The sequence below is a fragment of the Pseudomonas sp. HN2 genome, from assembly GCF_020736465.1.
Taxonomy (GTDB): Bacteria; Pseudomonadota; Gammaproteobacteria; order Pseudomonadales; family Pseudomonadaceae; genus Aquipseudomonas; species Aquipseudomonas moraviensis_A.
Genome location: NZ_CP085885.1, coordinates 1,311,907 through 1,326,779 on the forward strand (window position 1 = coordinate 1,311,907; position 14,873 = coordinate 1,326,779).

Sequence of the window (14,873 nt, forward strand, 5' to 3'; positions counted from 1 at the left end):
TGCCATGATTGGAATCGATAGAGACAACGGGGCCACGGTCGACGACTGGCTGCAGTTTGTGCAGCGCGCGACCCGGGCCCTGACCACGCCGCTGGGCACCCGGCAAAAACGCCCTTTGTATGGATCGCTGATCCCTACATTGCTTGGGCAGAACCTCGGTGACGACGTTCTGCTTCTGGCGCAGAGCCACGCCGCGCAGGCGTTCTACAACCCGCAAAACGGCATCGACGATTTTCTGCCGCAAGTAATTGTCGCCAGTCGTCACGGCGACGGTCTGCTGCTGCGGTTTGCCGGCACCTGGAAAAACCGGCAACAGACTTTTGAGGTGGTGACATGAGCATGCTGATCCCTGGCCAGAATCAGTTGGCCGAACCTTCACTGATCACTGTTGAGGCCTTCGAAGACCTGCTCGCAGAGTTCAAGACTTTCGTCGTCGAGTATATCGGTGCACGTTCGCCGACCAGCGCCGAGAAACTCAAGACCAGCCTGGAAAACCAGAGCGAATTGCTGACCCTCGCGCTGGAAGCGTTCTGCGTGCGTCTGCAAACCCATGAGCGCAAATACAACGCACGCATCAAGCAGATGCTGGCGTGGTGGGCGACCGGCAGCAATCTGGATGCGCGGCTGGCGGACATGGGGCTGGAGCGGCAATTGCTCGACCCCGGCGACCCGGCGGCATTCCCGCCGGTGCCGGCAATTTACGAGAGCGATGACGATGCGCGCCTGCGCTACTACCTCGCCCCCCATGCACCGGCAGCCGGCTCGCGGATGCAGTATCGCCGCGAGGTGTTCACGCTTGGCGAGCGGCCAACGGTGCAGGTCGAATCTGCTGATTCCGGCGTGGTAAACGTCACCTACACCTTCAACCCGGACGGCCTCGCTGCGCAGGTCAAGGATGGCAACGGGCGGCGCACCGCGCCGGGGGAAGTGCAGGTCACCGTGCTTTCGCGCGAAGGCGATGGCACACCTTCCGAAGCATTGCTCGACGGCGTCCGTCAGCATTTCGCCCGCCCCGACGTGCGCCCGGAAACCGACCTCGTCACCGTCAAGGCTGCCGAGATCCAGCGCTACAAAATCCGCGTCGTCGCCAAAATCAATTCCGGCCCCGATTCGGGCCTGACCAAAGTCGCCGCGCAGCAACAATTGCAGGCCTACGCCGACAGTTGCCATCGCCTCGAAGGCCGGGTCGATCCGAGCTGGATCGACTACACGCTGCACAGCGCCGGTGCCGTGCAACTGCAGATTCTCGAACCGCTGGCGCCGATCGTGACGACGGCGTTTCAAGCGCCGTATTGCACGGCGGTCGAGGTTGAGGTGCTGACGCTATGAGTGAAAAAACTCAGCGCCCAACGCTGCTGCCGGCCAACAGTTCGGCACTGGAACGAGGTCTGGATCTGGGCTTTGGCGCCTTGCTTGATCGCATCGCACCGCCGTTCCCGGAACTGATGAATCCCGCAGAAACCCCGGTCGCCTTTCTGCCGTATCTGGCTGCGGATCGCGGTGTTGCTGAATGGAGCACCGCCGCACCTGAAGCTGAAAAACGCCTGACCGTCGAACTGGCCTGGCCCACCGCGCGCCAGGCCGGCACTCGCAAGGCGCTGGAAAACGCTGCCAAGGGTTTGCAACTGCGCCCGGAAATCCGCGCCTGGTACGAACAGACGCCGCCCGGCGCGCCGTACAGTTTTTCCGTGCGTGCCTTCAGCGAGCAACCCTACAGCGAAGAAATCGACGCCCGTCTCGACCGACGCCTGGCCGATGCGAAAAGCGAGCGGGACATTCTCACCGTGTCGGTGGGCTTGAGCGCATTCGGCAATCACGTCATCGGCGCCGCGACATTTTGCGGCGAGCTGACCACGGTTTATCCGGTGTTCATCGAAGGCCTTGAAACCTCTGGCGAGGCGTTCCTGGCCGCTGCGTTGTACACCGTCGAAACATCCACTATTTATCCTCAGGGGGCCTGAATGGCTGACTATTACACCCTGCTCACCAACGCAGGGATTGCCTACGAAACGGCGTGCAAGGCCGCGGGCGTGCCGATCAAGTTGACGCATTTTTCTGTCGGCGACGGCAATGACAAGGTCTACAACCCGTCTGCCACCGCGACCGCGCTGGCCCGTGAAGTCTGGCGCGGACCGATCAACGCACTGTTCCAGGATGAGAAGAATCCGAGCTGGCTGCTCGCCGAAGTCACCATCCCGCCGGACGTCGGCGGCTGGTACGTGCGAGAAGCCGGGTTGTGGACCGACACCGGCATTCTCTACGCCATCGTCAAATATCCGGAGTCGTTCAAACCGGTTCTCGCCAACTCGGGGTCGGGTAAAGAGTTCTACATCCGCTCGATTTTCGAGACCAGCAATGCCTCGCTGGTAACGTTGTTGATCGATGACACGGTGGTCAAGGCGACCCGTGCCTGGGTTATGAGTTACCTGGCCGAAGAACTCGGCAAGCTCGATGGCAAGCAATCGGTGCGCGTCGCTGCGACTGGCAATGTCGTACTGAAAGGCGCCCAGCAGATCGATGGTGTTGCCGTGGTTGCCGGTGACCGCGTGCTGCTGCCGAGCCAGACCCTGGCCAAGGACAACGGTCTGTGGATCGTCGCCAATGGTGACTGGCTGCGGGCGACCGATGCCAACAGCAGCGCCAAGGTTACCCCGGGCCTGACTGTGATGGTGGAGGAGGGCGTAGCGAATGGAGATTCGCTGTGGCACCTGACTACCAACGCACCGATCAACCTCGGCACCACAGCATTGACGTTCAAGATGCTCGCCGGGCGCACCGGCATTGCTGCCGGGACTTACAAGAGTCTGACGGTCGATGAATATGGCCGCGCGACTGCGGGTGCAAACCCGGAGACGCTGGCCGGATTTGGTATCAAGGATTCGTACACTAAGGCTGAAGTTGAAGCGCTGATTGCCAAGGCTTCGGCGTTGCCCGTAGGTTCGATTGTGGCCTTTCCGGTTGATGCGCCGCCACCGGGGTTTCTTGAGTTGGATAACAGCGTCAAGAGCAGCGCGACTTACCCGGACTTGAGCGCTTATCTGGGCGGCAAGTTCAACAAGGGTGACGAGGGTGTTGGGAATTTCCGGTTGCCGGAGGCGCGTGGGGAGTTTTTGCGTGGCTGGGATCATGGGCGGGGTGTTGATGGAGGTCGGGGAATCGGCAGTTCGCAAACCGATACCTTAAAGGCACACAGCCATTATCTTCCGACAGGTTCCGGCGGCGGGCAGGCTGTCGATCCTAACGGCGAAATTCCATCCGTCGTATTGAAGGATACGGCAGCGGATTGGGCGTTACGTTCCACGTTCGGAGGGGACAACGCCGAGCTGTCAATTGGTAGCGTCAGAACTTACAACTATGGTTCTGCAACAGAAACCCGCCCCCGCAACATCGCCGTGATGTGGTGCATCAAAGCCTGGAACGCCCCGGTCAATCAGGGAACCATCGATGTCGCCGCACTGGCCAAGGAAGTTGAACGGCTTAAATCCGCCGTTCCGGTGGGCGCTGTTCTGGCCTTTCCGACCGGCATCGTCGCCCCTGGATATCTGGAGCTCGACGGCAGTGTGCAGAGCGTTGCGGCTTATCCTGATCTGGCCGCGTATCTCGGTACGAAATTCAACAAGGGCGACGAGGGCGCAGGCAACTTCCGGCTGCCAGATTCGCGTGGGGAATTTTTGCGGGGTTGGGATCATGGACGGGGTGTTGATAGCAACCGTGACCTCGGCAGTTATCAGATTGACACTTTGCAGAACGTAACCGGTGTCTTTGACGGCTACCTCGACATCACTTCCGCAAGTGGAGCCTTTGAAAGAAGTAACCTGAACACAGCGCCGAATCCTGTTAGCCAGAAGAACGCTTATCACGCCGTCACGTTTGACGCCTCCAGAGTGGCGCGCACCTCTGCTGAAACACGTCCACGCAACATCGCTGTCATCTGGTGCATCAAAGCCTGGAACGCTTCGGTCAACCAGGGAAACATCGATATAGCTGCGTTGGCTGTGATGGCGCAGCAAGCGACTGAACTGAATCAAGGCACAGCAAAAGTCGCCACTCAAACCCAGACAGACGCTGGCACTGATGACAAAACTGTCGTCACTCCAAAGAAAATGCGCTGGGGATTTTCGATTGGAATTTCTGAAAACTTGGGAAGTAACTACGTTGTATTTCCAACCTGGCTTGGAGGTTTGATCATTCAGTGGGGGATGACGAACGCAATCGCATCCGGCGCAAATTACCTCCAGGCTTTCCCCGTAGCGTTCCCGTTGTTCGTGCCAGCCGTGTTTACCACTTATCCCAACGCTGCGGTAGATGCGCCGACGGGGTCGACCTATATCGGTCAGGTTCGCGCCCAGAGTAAGGCCAACGTGACTATTCGCAACATTGGGCCCACCCCTGCACAATTTTATTTCCTGGCGATCGGCCGTTGAGGCGAAGAACTGGTTGAGGATTAACTATGAAATTCGCAACATTTAGTGAGACCGGTGAATTGACCGGACGTTATGACTCGGCGCTTCACTCGGTCATTCCTGAGCAAGCGGTCGAACTGAGCGATGAACTTTTCCTGGCGACCAGAACCGATCGGACGGGCGCTTGGAAGTTGGTAGACGGGCAAGTCGTCAAAGTACCATTTGCAGTAGAAGAGCCGAATTACCCTGAGCTGTTCGCGGCAACTCGGTTCCTGCATGAAACGCGCGGTATCGCTGTAGAGGGATTGAAAGTCGAAACAACACGCGACAGTCAGGCGCTGATCGCCAGCACCTGTCTCTCGGCTGTTATTGATCCTGGATATGTCTGCAATTTCAAGACGCTCAACGGTTTCGTGAAGTTAGGCGCGACGCAGATTCTCTTCATTGCCAAGGCAGTCCGCGCACATGTGCAGGCCTGCTTTGATAAAGAATTCGATCTCCTCAGAGCGCTGGAAGCTGGCACCTACACCGACGACATGCTCAATGAAGGCTGGCCAGATTCACTTTCAGCCGTATCTGCAGGCCCGCAATAAGCGCCCCGCATCGTGGCTTTTGTTACCAACATAAAACATTGATCACCCGCCAAAGCCCCTCCCTCCGAGGGGCTTTCCCGTTTATGGAGAAACGAAAAATGGCAACCCGCCAAACCTACACCGTGCTCGTCCCATTCCCCACCGGCGGTGGGCACTGGTCGAGCGCTGGTCAAGAACTCGATCTGCTCGATGTCGAGGCCAGTGCCTTGCACTTTGCCGGTCGACTCGAACCGAAAACCCCTATCACCCAGGCCAAAAAGGCCGCTGCCAAGAAGGCTGACTGAACATGGCTGAGGTTCTGAACTTCGAGCACAACGGCATTACCGTGAATGCCAGCGAATCTCCCGAGGCCATGGGTGGCCTGGGTGACAACGTCATCGGTCTGGTCGGCACCGCGCCGAAGGCTGATCCGCTGATTCCGCGCAACGCACCGTTTCGCATCAACAGCTTCACCACCCATGCGCTGCTCGATCCGACCGGGTCGGAAGAGGGCACTCTGTATCACGCGGTCTACCAGATCCTCAAAGTGGTGAAGGTGCCGGTGTACGTAGTCATCGTCGAGGCCGGCGCGACGCCGGCCGACACGGTCAACAATGTCATCGGCGGCGTCGAGCCGGCGACCGGTCGCAAGCTCGGTCTGGCGGCGCTGGGCAGTGTCCCGGAAGACCTGACCATCATCGGCGCGCCGGGCTTCACCGGCACTAAAGCGGTGGCCGGCGAGTTCGCTTCGTTCGGCAAGCGCATCAAGGCCCGTGTAGTGCTGGACGGCAAGGATGTGTCGGTAGCCGATCAGGTGCTGTACAGCCAGGAACTGGGCGGCGCCGAGCTCGGTTTCGACCGTTGCCTTGTGGTGCACAACATGCCGGCGGTGTATTCGAAAGCAGCGAAGAAAAACGTCTTCCTGTCGCCGTCCAGTCTGGCGATTGCCGCACTGGCCAAGGTCAAGCAGTGGGAGAGCCCGGGCAACCAGGTGACCTTCGCCGAAGACGTTTCGCGTGTCGTCGAATACAACATTCTTGACACGTCCACCGAAGGCGATCTGCTCAACCGTTACGGCGTCAGCTACTACGCCCGCACCGTGCTCGGCGGCTTCTCGCTGCTGGGTAACCGCTCGATCACCGGCAAGTTCATCAGCTACGTCGGACTCGAAGACGCGATCAGCCGCAAGCTGGTCAAGGCCGGCCAGAAAGCCATGGCCAAAAACCTCACCAAGTCGTTCATGGATCAAGAGGTCAAGCGCATCAACGACTGGCTGCAAACCCTGGTCGCCGACGAAACCATTCCTGGCGGCAGCGTGTACCTGCACCCGGAACTCAACAGCGTCGAGAAGTACAAGAACGGCACCTGGTACGTGGTCATCGACTACGGCCGCTACGCGCCGAATGAACACATGGTTTATCAACTCAACGCCCGCGATGAAATCATCGAGCAGTTCCTGGAGGACGTTCTCTAATGTTTACCAACCGCGTAAGACAGGCCATCGCGGCCACCCTGCAAGGTTTGCCGTTGTCGGCGACCGTTGAGGAATTCACCCCGCCGAAAATCGAATTCGACATGGAAGAGATGCGCGGCGGGCGCTTCATCGTCGAAGAAATGGCCAAGGGCGGCAAAGCGCTCGGCGCCAAGCTGACCCTGCAAGGCCTCGGTGCCGAAGTGCTGCTGGCGCTGGGCGTGAAGCTGGGCGACGACATCCTGCTGAACGTGCGTGAGGCCGGTCAGGATCAGGACGGCAACACCTGGTTCACCTATCACACCGTCGGCGGCCAGCTGAAATCCCTTGAGGAAACCGCGGTGAAAATGGGCGAGAAACCCAAGACCAATCTGGAACTGTCCTGCCGCACCTACAACCGCCTGGAAAACGGCGTGCCGGTGATCGACATCGACGTGCGCACGCAGAAGTTCGTGCTCAACGGCGTCGACATCCTCGGTGATGCACGGCGTGCGGTGTTGATGCCGTAAGCCTCGGTTTACCGGCAAATCACAAAACCCTGTGGGAGCGAGCTTGCTCGCGAAAGCGGTCTGATGTTCAACAACGATGTTGACTGACCCGACGCCTTCGCGAGCAAGCTCGCTCCCACAGTGGATCTAACGAATCACCAAGGAATTCATACATGCCGTGGATGCCACCCCAACACGAACTGCTGTCGCCGATCACCGGCGATGACGGTTCGCAAATCGAAAAGATCCAGCTCAAACCGCTGTTCTACGCCGCACAGAAGGAAGCGCTGGAACGCGCCGGCGACGATGAAGACGATCAGTTCTTCGAACTGGCGCTGCTCGCCACCGGCCTGTCGGTCAAAGAGCTCGATCAACTCAAACGCCCGGATTACGTGAGCATCGCTCAGTACGTCCATGAGATGTCGACCCGGCCGAGTGCGTACTTTCTCGACCAGGTTGAAGGCGCGGAGAAATCCGACGATCCCGATCAAGTGCAATTGCTGCAACCGCTCGCCGTGACCGGCCGCACCGTGACCTCGCTGTCGCTGGAAATGCCCGTGCTGCGCGCCACCAAAGTGATGAAGAAACTGAAAACGGCCAAGGAACGCGCCGAGTTCATCACCGCTCACTGCACCGGCCTGATGATCCCCGATCTGGCCCATCTGACCGTCCCCGACTGGACGCAATTGCAGGTGCGCATCGACGATTTTTTAAACCAGCCGGCGGCCTACTTTCGGAACGCGACATCGAAGTAATCCTCGATATCGTCCCGCTCATTTACCCGGTAAGTGAGGCGGAGATTCTGGAATGGGACGCCGAAAAGGCGTTGCGCCGCTACGACATAGCGATCACTCGCCTTGGCGTGAAACAGGAGTAGAGCGGCATGGCAGCGAATCAATTTGTGCTGGCGAATGCTGGCGACAACAAGGGTGTCGCGATGGGCGATATCAGCCTGAGCGCAGCAACGCTGAGGGCAGCGAACGGACCACCTCTCGCCACAGACCAGACTGGTGGGCTCCGTCAGGTACTACTGATCGCCAGCGGCAAGATCAGTGTGCTGACAACAGCGATCGATGCGCTGAATGTGACGCTCGCCGCCCTGCGTTCTTTGCCACTGACAGCGAATACTGCGGTGAAGAGCGAAACATCCGCCACAAACAAAACGGCAGAAAAAAACTCAGCGAACGCCGAGCTTCCAGCAACCCGCAAGTCGGCACTGGCAATGGATACGGCGGCAGCCGCGCTCAGCAGTGTCGCCGAGATCTCCCGTGATGACGGTAAAGACATTGCTCAGTCCAGTCTGGTGATGGCTAGCGCCCCGTTAGTAGCCGCCGGAGGCACCACCGGGGAGGATCTGGTCAATGTCGCGAGCGTGGGCGCCAAGGCGGGAATAGGCAGCCAAAATGCCAATGCATCCGACAAAAAGCTCGAGTTGCTGACCTTTGCCAATGACGTTGCTATCACGGCGTCGGCATTCAAACTCCCAGCGCTCGAAGTCGCGGAAATGGCGAAGGTCTGGCGCACCTCCATGAAGCTCACGCGGGATCAAGCGGTTGATCTGGCAGACGCGGTCAACCACCTCGGCAAGCTGACCGGGGATGTCCAGGCAGCCGATATCGGTGCTGTCCTGCAACAGTCGGGTGAATCAGCAGTGGTCGCAGGCCTGCAACCCGAAAAGGCAGCTGCGTTGTCGGCAGCATTGCTGAATACAGGCACGAAAAAGGATGATGCCGGCGTTGCGCTGAAAAACATTGCCGATGCGTTGGGCAGAGGCGATCAAGCTTCTGCGGCCGAAGCGGCTGCCTGGCAACAATTGAAACTTGACCCAAAAGCAGTTGCACAAGCCCTGCGTGACCCGGAGCAACAGGGCACGCAACAAGGTACTGTGCTGACCGTACTGGCTGCACTGAATGCCAAACCCGTTGAGCAACGGACGGCATTGGCCCGCACGTTATTCGCGGACAGCAGCAACGCCGCCCTCGCACTTTCGCAGAACCTGGGTCTGGTCAACGAAGCGTTTTTGCAAGTCGCGGACAAACGCCAATATGCGACTTCGGAACTGGGCAACAACGCTTCGGTGAAAGCGTCCGCGCTGGCGCTCGCCAATACCCAGCAAGGACAGTTGAACATCAAGAATGCGCGAGAGGAGCGCTTGTCGGTTGCCAAGGGCAATGCTCTGGCGCCCGATATCGAAAAGCCGGGTGATGCACATTCGACTGATATGTTGAGTGAACTGGCCGAAACCTATCCGAAAACCACAGGTGCCGTTCTAACGGCGGCTGCGTGGGCTAAACCGGTGCTCGACTTCGTACTTGAATCCGTTGGCGAGGAACTGAAAGATCGTTTAGGCAAAGGCATCGTCGATAAAGCCGCCAGCCGCATTCCTGATCGCTGGAAACCCGCGGGATCAGCAGGTGCTGCGGTGAATTCGCTCACTCCAGGGGCAGTTCCCCCGATTGCCAATAGGGCTTCCGGCGCCAGCAATGGATTGAAAATACTTGAACAGGCAGCGTGGCCCAATGCTCCGCGCCTCGGCGTTGCGGTCGCTGAAATGCGGCCAGTGTCACGGATGATGCCTTGGCCTGCGAAGGTGGCAATCGGAACCGCCGATGTCATCGAAGGCGTAGCCAGCGGTGACAAGCGGAAAATTGCTTCAGGTCTTGGCGCTGCGGGCGGCGGATGGGCTGGTGCGGTGGCTGGCTCCGCCATCGGTGCGTCGATCGGCAGCATCGGGTTGGCACCAGGTATGGCGTTGGGAGGCCTCATTGGAGGACTCATCGGCGGATGGCTTGGCTCGGAGGGCGGTAGTTCGCTGGGAGAGAAACTTGTAGTGCCACCACCGGACAAGCTCTCTGCGCCCGAACAAGTCAGCAAAGAGCTGACAACTGCCCAGCTACCCGGTCAGCCCCTGACATATGCACCCACTGTCCAGGTCTACTGCAGCGATCCCGGCAGCTCGGACAAGATAGGCATGTTGGTCGCACAGCATCTGCAAAACCAATTTATGCAAATGACCCCGCTGCTGACCAACAACCCCCTCGCCACCCGCCGTGACGCAGCCCTCACCGACGGAGCCGCCACATGAAACAACAAATGGCACTGGGCACTTTCATCTTCGGCCTGTCGCGCAACTTTGCGTATCACCAGTTGCTGCGCAAGGCTGATGGCGGCTGGACCGAGATACAGATCCTCACCAGCAAACCCAAGTCCAGCCAGACTGGCCAGAAGCCCGAAACCCTGACCATCACCGGCAAATCGATGTACGCCGTAGCCATGGATCGGCTCGATGAATTGCGTGCGCTCCAGGCACTGCGTACTCCGCTGCCGTTGATTGACGGCATCGGTCGCAACTGGGGTTTGTGGCGGATCAATTCGGTTCAGGAAACACAGGGGCAGATCATCGATGACGGCACGGCGATGGTGGTCGATTGGGTCGTCGAGTTAGCGGAGTTCAACAATGCGTAAAGCACGAAGCCTGGCCGGTGACTCGGTGAATCTGCTGCTCTATCGGGAAACCGGGCGCAGTGACGACGCCGCCGAAGAAGCACTGTGGAAGCTCAACCCGACCCTGGCCGAACACGGGCCGGTTCTGCCTGCTGGCGTCTGGGTCGTGTTGCCCGAACTGGATGTGAAACCCGCCGTGATCAAGGCGGCCACGGCCTGGGATTAAGGAGGCGGCATGGCACTGGGATTCACGCCCGCAGTAAATATCTACGGGGCCAACGCGGCCCTGCTCAATCAGCGCCTGATCAGTTGGGAGCACATCGATGCCGCCGGTTTCGAGTCCGATCAACTGACGTTGACCATCGATCTGGAGGGCCTTGAAGGGTTGCCGAGTCTGGGTGGAAAGATTGGTCTGCAAGTCGGTTATCGGGAAACCGCAATGGTCGATAAAGGCCTGTTCAAAGTGACGCGTCTGACGCCGACACTGTTTCCGTTTCGCCTCACACTGGTGGCCACCGCGGCGCCGTTCAGCAAGGATGATGAAACCGGCTTCAAGCAGCGCCGCACCGTTAGTCATGGGCCAACGACGCTGGGTGGATTATTTCGCAAGCTGGTGGAGCTGCACGGTTTTTCGCCACGGGTCGCGCCTGAAATTTCGTTGATCCGGATCGAGCACATCGACCAGTCCAACGAAACTGACATGGGCTTCATCACGCGTCTGGCGAAAAAGTACAGCGTCGTTGCCAAGCCGTATGGCGATGTATACGTGCTGGCGCGGCCCGGGCAGACCAAGTCGTTGTCGGGACAGGTTCTGCCGGACGTGACCCTGTCGGTTACTCACAATAACCGACCCGGCGATCACGCCTTCATCAGCGCCACGCTGGAAGAATCTGCCCGCGAGCAGGCCAAGGGCTGCAAGACCTGTTTCTGGGATGCGGCGTCCGGGGTGTTGCGCTGGGTTGAAACGGGCGTTGCGCCGTTCAAGACCTTGCGCCAGAAGCAGCCCAGCGAAGCCGATGCGATCGCAGTAGGCGAGGGCGAAGTGCGCAAGATGCTGCGGCAGAAGTACAAGGTGAAAATCACCTGCCCGGGCGATCCACGGCTGGCCGCCGAAGGTCTGGTGTTGCTCGACGAGAGCTGGCCGGACTTCATGCGCGGGCGCTGGTCGATCGACAAGGTCACCGCCAGCGGCAGTCGAGACAACAGCTATCGCTGCCTGATTGATGCCTCCGGCCTGGATCCCAAGGCTGATTTACAAGACTGATTCCGCAGCGACCCGGTTCCTTTATAGGAGTGAGCCTGCTCGCGATAGCGGTGCCACAGCCAAAATCAATGTGTCTGATCCACCGCTATCGCGAGCAGGCTCACTCCTACAGGGGCCTGTGGTCATTTTCATAATCTGGAACACCCCATGAAGATCACCCCGATCCTCACGCAACTGCGTGGGCAATGCCCTGGGCTTGCCAATCATATTTCGGTGGGCGTTGATCTGGCGTTGCTGCAGGGCAACCCCGATCTCCCGACACCCTCGGCCCACGTTCTGCCGCTGGCCGATCTGGCCAGTGTCGGCAGCGCACAGAACCTCACCGCCCAACCGATCCGCGAGCGCTTCGAAATCGTCCTGGCGCTTGATGCCTCTGACCCTACAAAAGCGCTGGATCTGTTGCACGACCTGCGCGCCGAACTGTGGCGCGCGCTGGTGGGGTTCAAGCCCGACTCCGACTACAGCGCCATCGTCTATGACGGCGGTGAGCTGGTGTCGATCAACACCAGCCGCGTGTTCTATCGCCTGCGTTTTTATGCCGAGTTCCAGCTCGGTCGCAATCTGCCCGGTCAGCCTGCGGAGAGTTGGCACGAGCGCGAACTGGACGCTTTGTCGTCCTTTACCGGGATGACGGTGCGGGTCGACGCGATCGATCCGGCCGACCCCAACCTGCAACGCCCGGGCCCGGATGGCCGGGTGGAAATGACTTTCTCTGGAGACGTAATCCCATGAGCAACCGCATCACTGTTGTGCCCGCCACCGGCCGAGTCGTACCTGACCCGGAGGCGGGCGATCTGCTGCCGACTATAGGCCGTGAAGTGTCGGACAGCGCCTGGTGGCGCCGTCGTCTGGCGGACGGCGACATCACACTCAAAACCGCAAAAGCGGCTAAACCACAGGGAGCCAAATAATGGCGATCGGATTCAGCAACATCCCGGCGGACATTCGTGTGCCGCTGTTCTATGCCGAAATGGACAATTCGGCCGCCAACAGCGCGACGTCGGCCATGCGCCGTTTGATCGTCGCGCAGGTCAACGACAACATTGCCCCGACCGAAGTCGGCAAACTGGTGCTGGTCTCCAGCGTGGCACTGGCGAAAAGCATCGGCGGCCAGGGCTCGATGCTCGCTTCGATGTACGAGACCTTCCGCAAGGCTGACCCGATCGGCGAGATCTGGTGCCTGCCGCTGCACAACGCCGAAGGCGCCATCGCCAAAGGTGTACTGACCCTGACCGGAGCTGCGACCCAGGCTGGCATGCTCAACCTTTATGTTGGCGGCGTGCGTGTGCAGGCCACCGTGGTCAATGGCGCCACTGCTGCTCAAGCGGCCACTGCGCTGGCGCAGAAAATCAACGCCACTGCCGACTTGCCGGTGAGCGCTGCCGCTGCCGAAGGTGTCATCACCCTGACTGCCAAGTGGACGGGTGACAGCGGCAACGACATCAGCCTGCAATTCAATCGCCTGGGCAAGAGCAACGGCGAAGAAACCCCGGCTGGCCTGACCACCGCAATCACCGCCATGACCGGTGGCGCCGGTGTGCCGGATCAGATCGCCGCCGTCGCGGCACTGGGCGATGAACCGTTCGAATTCATCGCCTTGCCGTGGTCCGATCTGGCGACCCTCAACACCTGGCAAGCGGTCATGGATGACAGCACCGGACGCTGGTCGTGGGCCAAGCAGTTGTTCGGTCACGTCTACAGCGCCAAGCGCGGCACGGTCGGCACGCTGGTCGCTGCAGGCCAGGCGCGCAACGATCAGCACATGACCATTCAGGCGCTGGAACCGGGTGTGCCGCAACCGTTCTGGGTACAGGCCGCCGCGCTGGCTGCGCGCACTGCGGTGTTCATCTCCGCCGACGCCAGCCGTCCGACGCAAAGCGGCAGTCTGCCGGGCGTTGATCCGGCGCCGGCGAGCGAGCGTTTCACCCTGACCGAGCGTCAGTCGCTGCTCAACTACGGCATCGCCACTGCTTACTACGAAGGCGGTTACGTGCGCATCCAGCGCTCGATCACCACGTACCAGAAGAACGCCTACGGTCAGGCCGACAACTCCTATCTGGACAGCGAAACCATGCACCAGTCGGCGTTCATCGTGCGTCGTCTGCAAAGCGTGATCACCAGCAAATACGGCCGTCACAAACTGGCTTCTGACGGCACGCGTTTCGGCGCCGGCCAGCCGATCGTGACGCCAGCGACCATTCGCGGCGAGCTGATCGCCCAGTACGCCAAGCTGGAACTGGAAGGCCACGTCGAGAATGCCGAACTGTTCGCCGAGCACCTGATCGTCGAGCGCGACGTGCAGGACCCGAGCCGCGTGAACGTGCTGTTCCCGCCGGATTACATCAACGGTCTGCGCGTGTTCGCACTGCTCAACCAGTTCCGTCTGCAGTACGACGACGCGGCCTGATTTGCGCAGTCGACGTCAGCATTCAGCCCACCTCGCGTGGGCTTTTTATTTGAAGGGAGAAACACCATGGGTCAACTGATTGCAGGCACCTGCTACGTCAAGGTCGACGGCGCACAACTGACCATCAATGGCGGCTGCGAAGCCCCGCTGATGGCCGTCAAACGTGAAACCGTCGTGCCCGGTTTCTACAAGGAAACCGATATTGCGCCGTCCTTCAAAGTGACCGCGCTGCACACCGCCGACTTCCCGCTGAAGAAGCTGATCGAAGGCACCGATATCACCGTCACCTGCGAATTCAGCAACGGGAAAGTCTACGTGCTGGCCGGCGCCTATCTGGTCGAAGAGCCAGTATCCAAGGGCGATGACGCCACCATCGAACTGAAATTCGAAGGCATCAAGGGGACCTGGCAATGAGCGCCGCCGTGAAGCTTCAGGTAGCGATCGAAGCCCACGGCGAGCCCCTGACCGAACTCGTTCTGCGCCGTCCGACGGTGCAGGAAGTGCGAGCGATCAAGGCGCTGCCTTACAAAATCGACAAGAGCGAAGAAGTCAGCCTCGACATGGACGTGGCGGCCAAATACATCGCCGTGTGCGCCGGCATCCCGCCGTCGTCGGTCAACCAGTTGGATCTGGCTGATCTCAACGCACTGAGCTGGGCCGTTGCGAGTTTTTTCATGAGTGCGGCGTCGGCGCCATCACCGACCTGATCGCCGTCGCCTATGACCTGGCCTGGTTCTGGAAGGTTGACCCCGAACAGATGATGGCCAGGCCACTGGATGTGCTCCGCGAATCGCTGGAGCACGCGCAACGGATCAACGCGATGC

18 protein-coding genes are annotated in these 14,873 nt (G+C 59.9%); all 18 read left to right on the forward strand.

The features are described 5' to 3' along the window. Window positions 1-4: 4 nt before the first annotated feature. The 18 genes from LIS66_RS05645 to LIS66_RS05730 all read left to right on the forward strand — a co-directional run bounded on the left by LIS66_RS05645 (window position 5) and on the right by LIS66_RS05730 (window position 14,756). Window positions 5-337: a phage baseplate protein gene (locus LIS66_RS05645; RefSeq protein WP_042607008.1), complete on the forward strand. Its 333-nt coding sequence runs from the start codon at window positions 5-7 to the stop codon at window positions 335-337. Then, window positions 334-1,329, forward strand: coding sequence for a baseplate J/gp47 family protein (locus LIS66_RS05650; protein WP_042607009.1), 996 nt, complete (start codon window positions 334-336; stop codon window positions 1,327-1,329). Before LIS66_RS05645 ends, LIS66_RS05650 begins: the two co-directional genes overlap by 4 nt. Continuing rightward, window positions 1,326-1,961 (forward strand): phage tail protein I, encoded by a 636-nt coding sequence (locus LIS66_RS05655; RefSeq protein WP_042607010.1) that lies wholly within the window; start codon window positions 1,326-1,328, stop codon window positions 1,959-1,961. Before LIS66_RS05650 ends, LIS66_RS05655 begins: the two co-directional genes overlap by 4 nt. Beyond that, on the forward strand, window positions 1,962-4,424 hold the full coding sequence (locus LIS66_RS05660; protein ID WP_042607011.1) for a phage tail protein: 2,463 nt from the start codon (window positions 1,962-1,964) through the stop codon (window positions 4,422-4,424). A gap of 26 nt (window positions 4,425-4,450) precedes the next feature. After that, window positions 4,451-4,996: a DUF4376 domain-containing protein gene (locus LIS66_RS05665; protein WP_042607012.1), complete on the forward strand. Its 546-nt coding sequence runs from the start codon at window positions 4,451-4,453 to the stop codon at window positions 4,994-4,996. A 98-nt stretch (window positions 4,997-5,094) separates the two neighbouring features. Beyond that, window positions 5,095-5,280 carry a hypothetical protein gene (locus LIS66_RS05670; protein ID WP_042607013.1) on the forward strand — a complete coding sequence of 62 codons (186 nt, stop codon included), beginning with the start codon at window positions 5,095-5,097 and terminating at the stop codon, window positions 5,278-5,280. Window positions 5,281-5,282: 2 nt separating this feature from the next. Beyond that, on the forward strand, window positions 5,283-6,449 hold the full coding sequence (locus LIS66_RS05675; protein ID WP_042607014.1) for a tail protein: 1,167 nt from the start codon (window positions 5,283-5,285) through the stop codon (window positions 6,447-6,449). Continuing rightward, window positions 6,449-6,955: a phage major tail tube protein gene (locus tag LIS66_RS05680; RefSeq protein ID WP_039762530.1), complete on the forward strand. Its 507-nt coding sequence runs from the start codon at window positions 6,449-6,451 to the stop codon at window positions 6,953-6,955. The genes LIS66_RS05675 and LIS66_RS05680 overlap by 1 nt, the downstream gene beginning before the upstream one ends. Before the next feature lie 152 nt (window positions 6,956-7,107). After that, window positions 7,108-7,689, forward strand: a complete 582-nt coding sequence (locus LIS66_RS05685) for a phage tail assembly protein (protein WP_042607015.1) — start codon at window positions 7,108-7,110, stop codon at window positions 7,687-7,689. Window positions 7,690-7,817: 128 nt separating this feature from the next. Further along, window positions 7,818-10,019 carry a phage tail tape measure protein gene (locus LIS66_RS05690; RefSeq protein WP_042607016.1) on the forward strand — a complete coding sequence of 734 codons (2,202 nt, stop codon included), beginning with the start codon at window positions 7,818-7,820 and terminating at the stop codon, window positions 10,017-10,019. Continuing rightward, complete coding sequence (locus LIS66_RS05695; protein ID WP_042607017.1) at window positions 10,016-10,399, forward strand: phage tail protein; 384 nt, start codon at window positions 10,016-10,018, stop codon at window positions 10,397-10,399. Before LIS66_RS05690 ends, LIS66_RS05695 begins: the two co-directional genes overlap by 4 nt. Further along, the gene (locus LIS66_RS05700; protein ID WP_042607018.1) at window positions 10,392-10,604 is read left to right on the forward strand and encodes a tail protein X; all 213 of its coding nucleotides are present in this window, start codon (window positions 10,392-10,394) and stop codon (window positions 10,602-10,604) included. Before LIS66_RS05695 ends, LIS66_RS05700 begins: the two co-directional genes overlap by 8 nt. Before the next feature lie 9 nt (window positions 10,605-10,613). After that, window positions 10,614-11,642 carry a phage-like tail protein gene (locus LIS66_RS05705; protein ID WP_042607019.1) on the forward strand — a complete coding sequence of 343 codons (1,029 nt, stop codon included), beginning with the start codon at window positions 10,614-10,616 and terminating at the stop codon, window positions 11,640-11,642. A gap of 147 nt (window positions 11,643-11,789) precedes the next feature. Continuing rightward, entirely contained in the window at window positions 11,790-12,374 is a 585-nt protein-coding gene (locus tag LIS66_RS05710; protein ID WP_042607020.1) for a hypothetical protein, read from the forward strand. Next, window positions 12,371-12,553, forward strand: coding sequence for a DUF2635 domain-containing protein (locus LIS66_RS05715; RefSeq protein WP_042607021.1), 183 nt, complete (start codon window positions 12,371-12,373; stop codon window positions 12,551-12,553). The genes LIS66_RS05710 and LIS66_RS05715 overlap by 4 nt, the downstream gene beginning before the upstream one ends. Next, window positions 12,553-14,049 (forward strand): phage tail sheath subtilisin-like domain-containing protein, encoded by a 1,497-nt coding sequence (locus LIS66_RS05720; RefSeq protein ID WP_042607022.1) that lies wholly within the window; start codon window positions 12,553-12,555, stop codon window positions 14,047-14,049. The genes LIS66_RS05715 and LIS66_RS05720 overlap by 1 nt, the downstream gene beginning before the upstream one ends. A gap of 66 nt (window positions 14,050-14,115) precedes the next feature. Then, window positions 14,116-14,463, forward strand: coding sequence for a phage tail tube protein (locus tag LIS66_RS05725; protein WP_007908779.1), 348 nt, complete (start codon window positions 14,116-14,118; stop codon window positions 14,461-14,463). Beyond that, window positions 14,460-14,756, forward strand: a complete 297-nt coding sequence (locus LIS66_RS05730; protein WP_024011858.1) for a phage tail assembly protein — start codon at window positions 14,460-14,462, stop codon at window positions 14,754-14,756. The genes LIS66_RS05725 and LIS66_RS05730 overlap by 4 nt, the downstream gene beginning before the upstream one ends. Window positions 14,757-14,873: the final 117 nt, after the last annotated feature.

Excerpts from the sequence above, each read along its gene's own strand:
- LIS66_RS05660 (WP_042607011.1), top strand. The coding sequence starts at position 1,962 with ATGGCTGACTATTACACCCTGCTCACCAACGCAGGGATTGCCTACGAA.
- LIS66_RS05645 (WP_042607008.1), top strand. The coding sequence starts at position 5 with ATGATTGGAATCGATAGAGACAACGGGGCCACGGTCGACGACTGGCTG.
- LIS66_RS05705 (WP_042607019.1), top strand. The coding sequence starts at position 10,614 with ATGGCACTGGGATTCACGCCCGCAGTAAATATCTACGGGGCCAACGCG.
- LIS66_RS05655 (WP_042607010.1), top strand. The coding sequence starts at position 1,326 with ATGAGTGAAAAAACTCAGCGCCCAACGCTGCTGCCGGCCAACAGTTCG.
- LIS66_RS05665 (WP_042607012.1), top strand. The coding sequence starts at position 4,451 with ATGAAATTCGCAACATTTAGTGAGACCGGTGAATTGACCGGACGTTAT.
- LIS66_RS05670 (WP_042607013.1), top strand. The coding sequence starts at position 5,095 with ATGGCAACCCGCCAAACCTACACCGTGCTCGTCCCATTCCCCACCGGC.
- LIS66_RS05675 (WP_042607014.1), top strand. The coding sequence starts at position 5,283 with ATGGCTGAGGTTCTGAACTTCGAGCACAACGGCATTACCGTGAATGCC.
- LIS66_RS05690 (WP_042607016.1), top strand. The coding sequence starts at position 7,818 with ATGGCAGCGAATCAATTTGTGCTGGCGAATGCTGGCGACAACAAGGGT.
- LIS66_RS05650 (WP_042607009.1), top strand. The coding sequence starts at position 334 with ATGAGCATGCTGATCCCTGGCCAGAATCAGTTGGCCGAACCTTCACTG.
- LIS66_RS05710 (WP_042607020.1), top strand. The coding sequence starts at position 11,790 with ATGAAGATCACCCCGATCCTCACGCAACTGCGTGGGCAATGCCCTGGG.
- LIS66_RS05685 (WP_042607015.1), top strand. The coding sequence starts at position 7,108 with ATGCCGTGGATGCCACCCCAACACGAACTGCTGTCGCCGATCACCGGC.
- LIS66_RS05725 (WP_007908779.1), top strand. The coding sequence starts at position 14,116 with ATGGGTCAACTGATTGCAGGCACCTGCTACGTCAAGGTCGACGGCGCA.
- LIS66_RS05730 (WP_024011858.1), top strand. The coding sequence starts at position 14,460 with ATGAGCGCCGCCGTGAAGCTTCAGGTAGCGATCGAAGCCCACGGCGAG.
- LIS66_RS05700 (WP_042607018.1), top strand. The coding sequence starts at position 10,392 with ATGCGTAAAGCACGAAGCCTGGCCGGTGACTCGGTGAATCTGCTGCTC.
- LIS66_RS05680 (WP_039762530.1), top strand. The coding sequence starts at position 6,449 with ATGTTTACCAACCGCGTAAGACAGGCCATCGCGGCCACCCTGCAAGGT.
- LIS66_RS05720 (WP_042607022.1), top strand. The coding sequence starts at position 12,553 with ATGGCGATCGGATTCAGCAACATCCCGGCGGACATTCGTGTGCCGCTG.
- LIS66_RS05695 (WP_042607017.1), top strand. The coding sequence starts at position 10,016 with ATGAAACAACAAATGGCACTGGGCACTTTCATCTTCGGCCTGTCGCGC.
- LIS66_RS05715 (WP_042607021.1), top strand. The coding sequence starts at position 12,371 with ATGAGCAACCGCATCACTGTTGTGCCCGCCACCGGCCGAGTCGTACCT.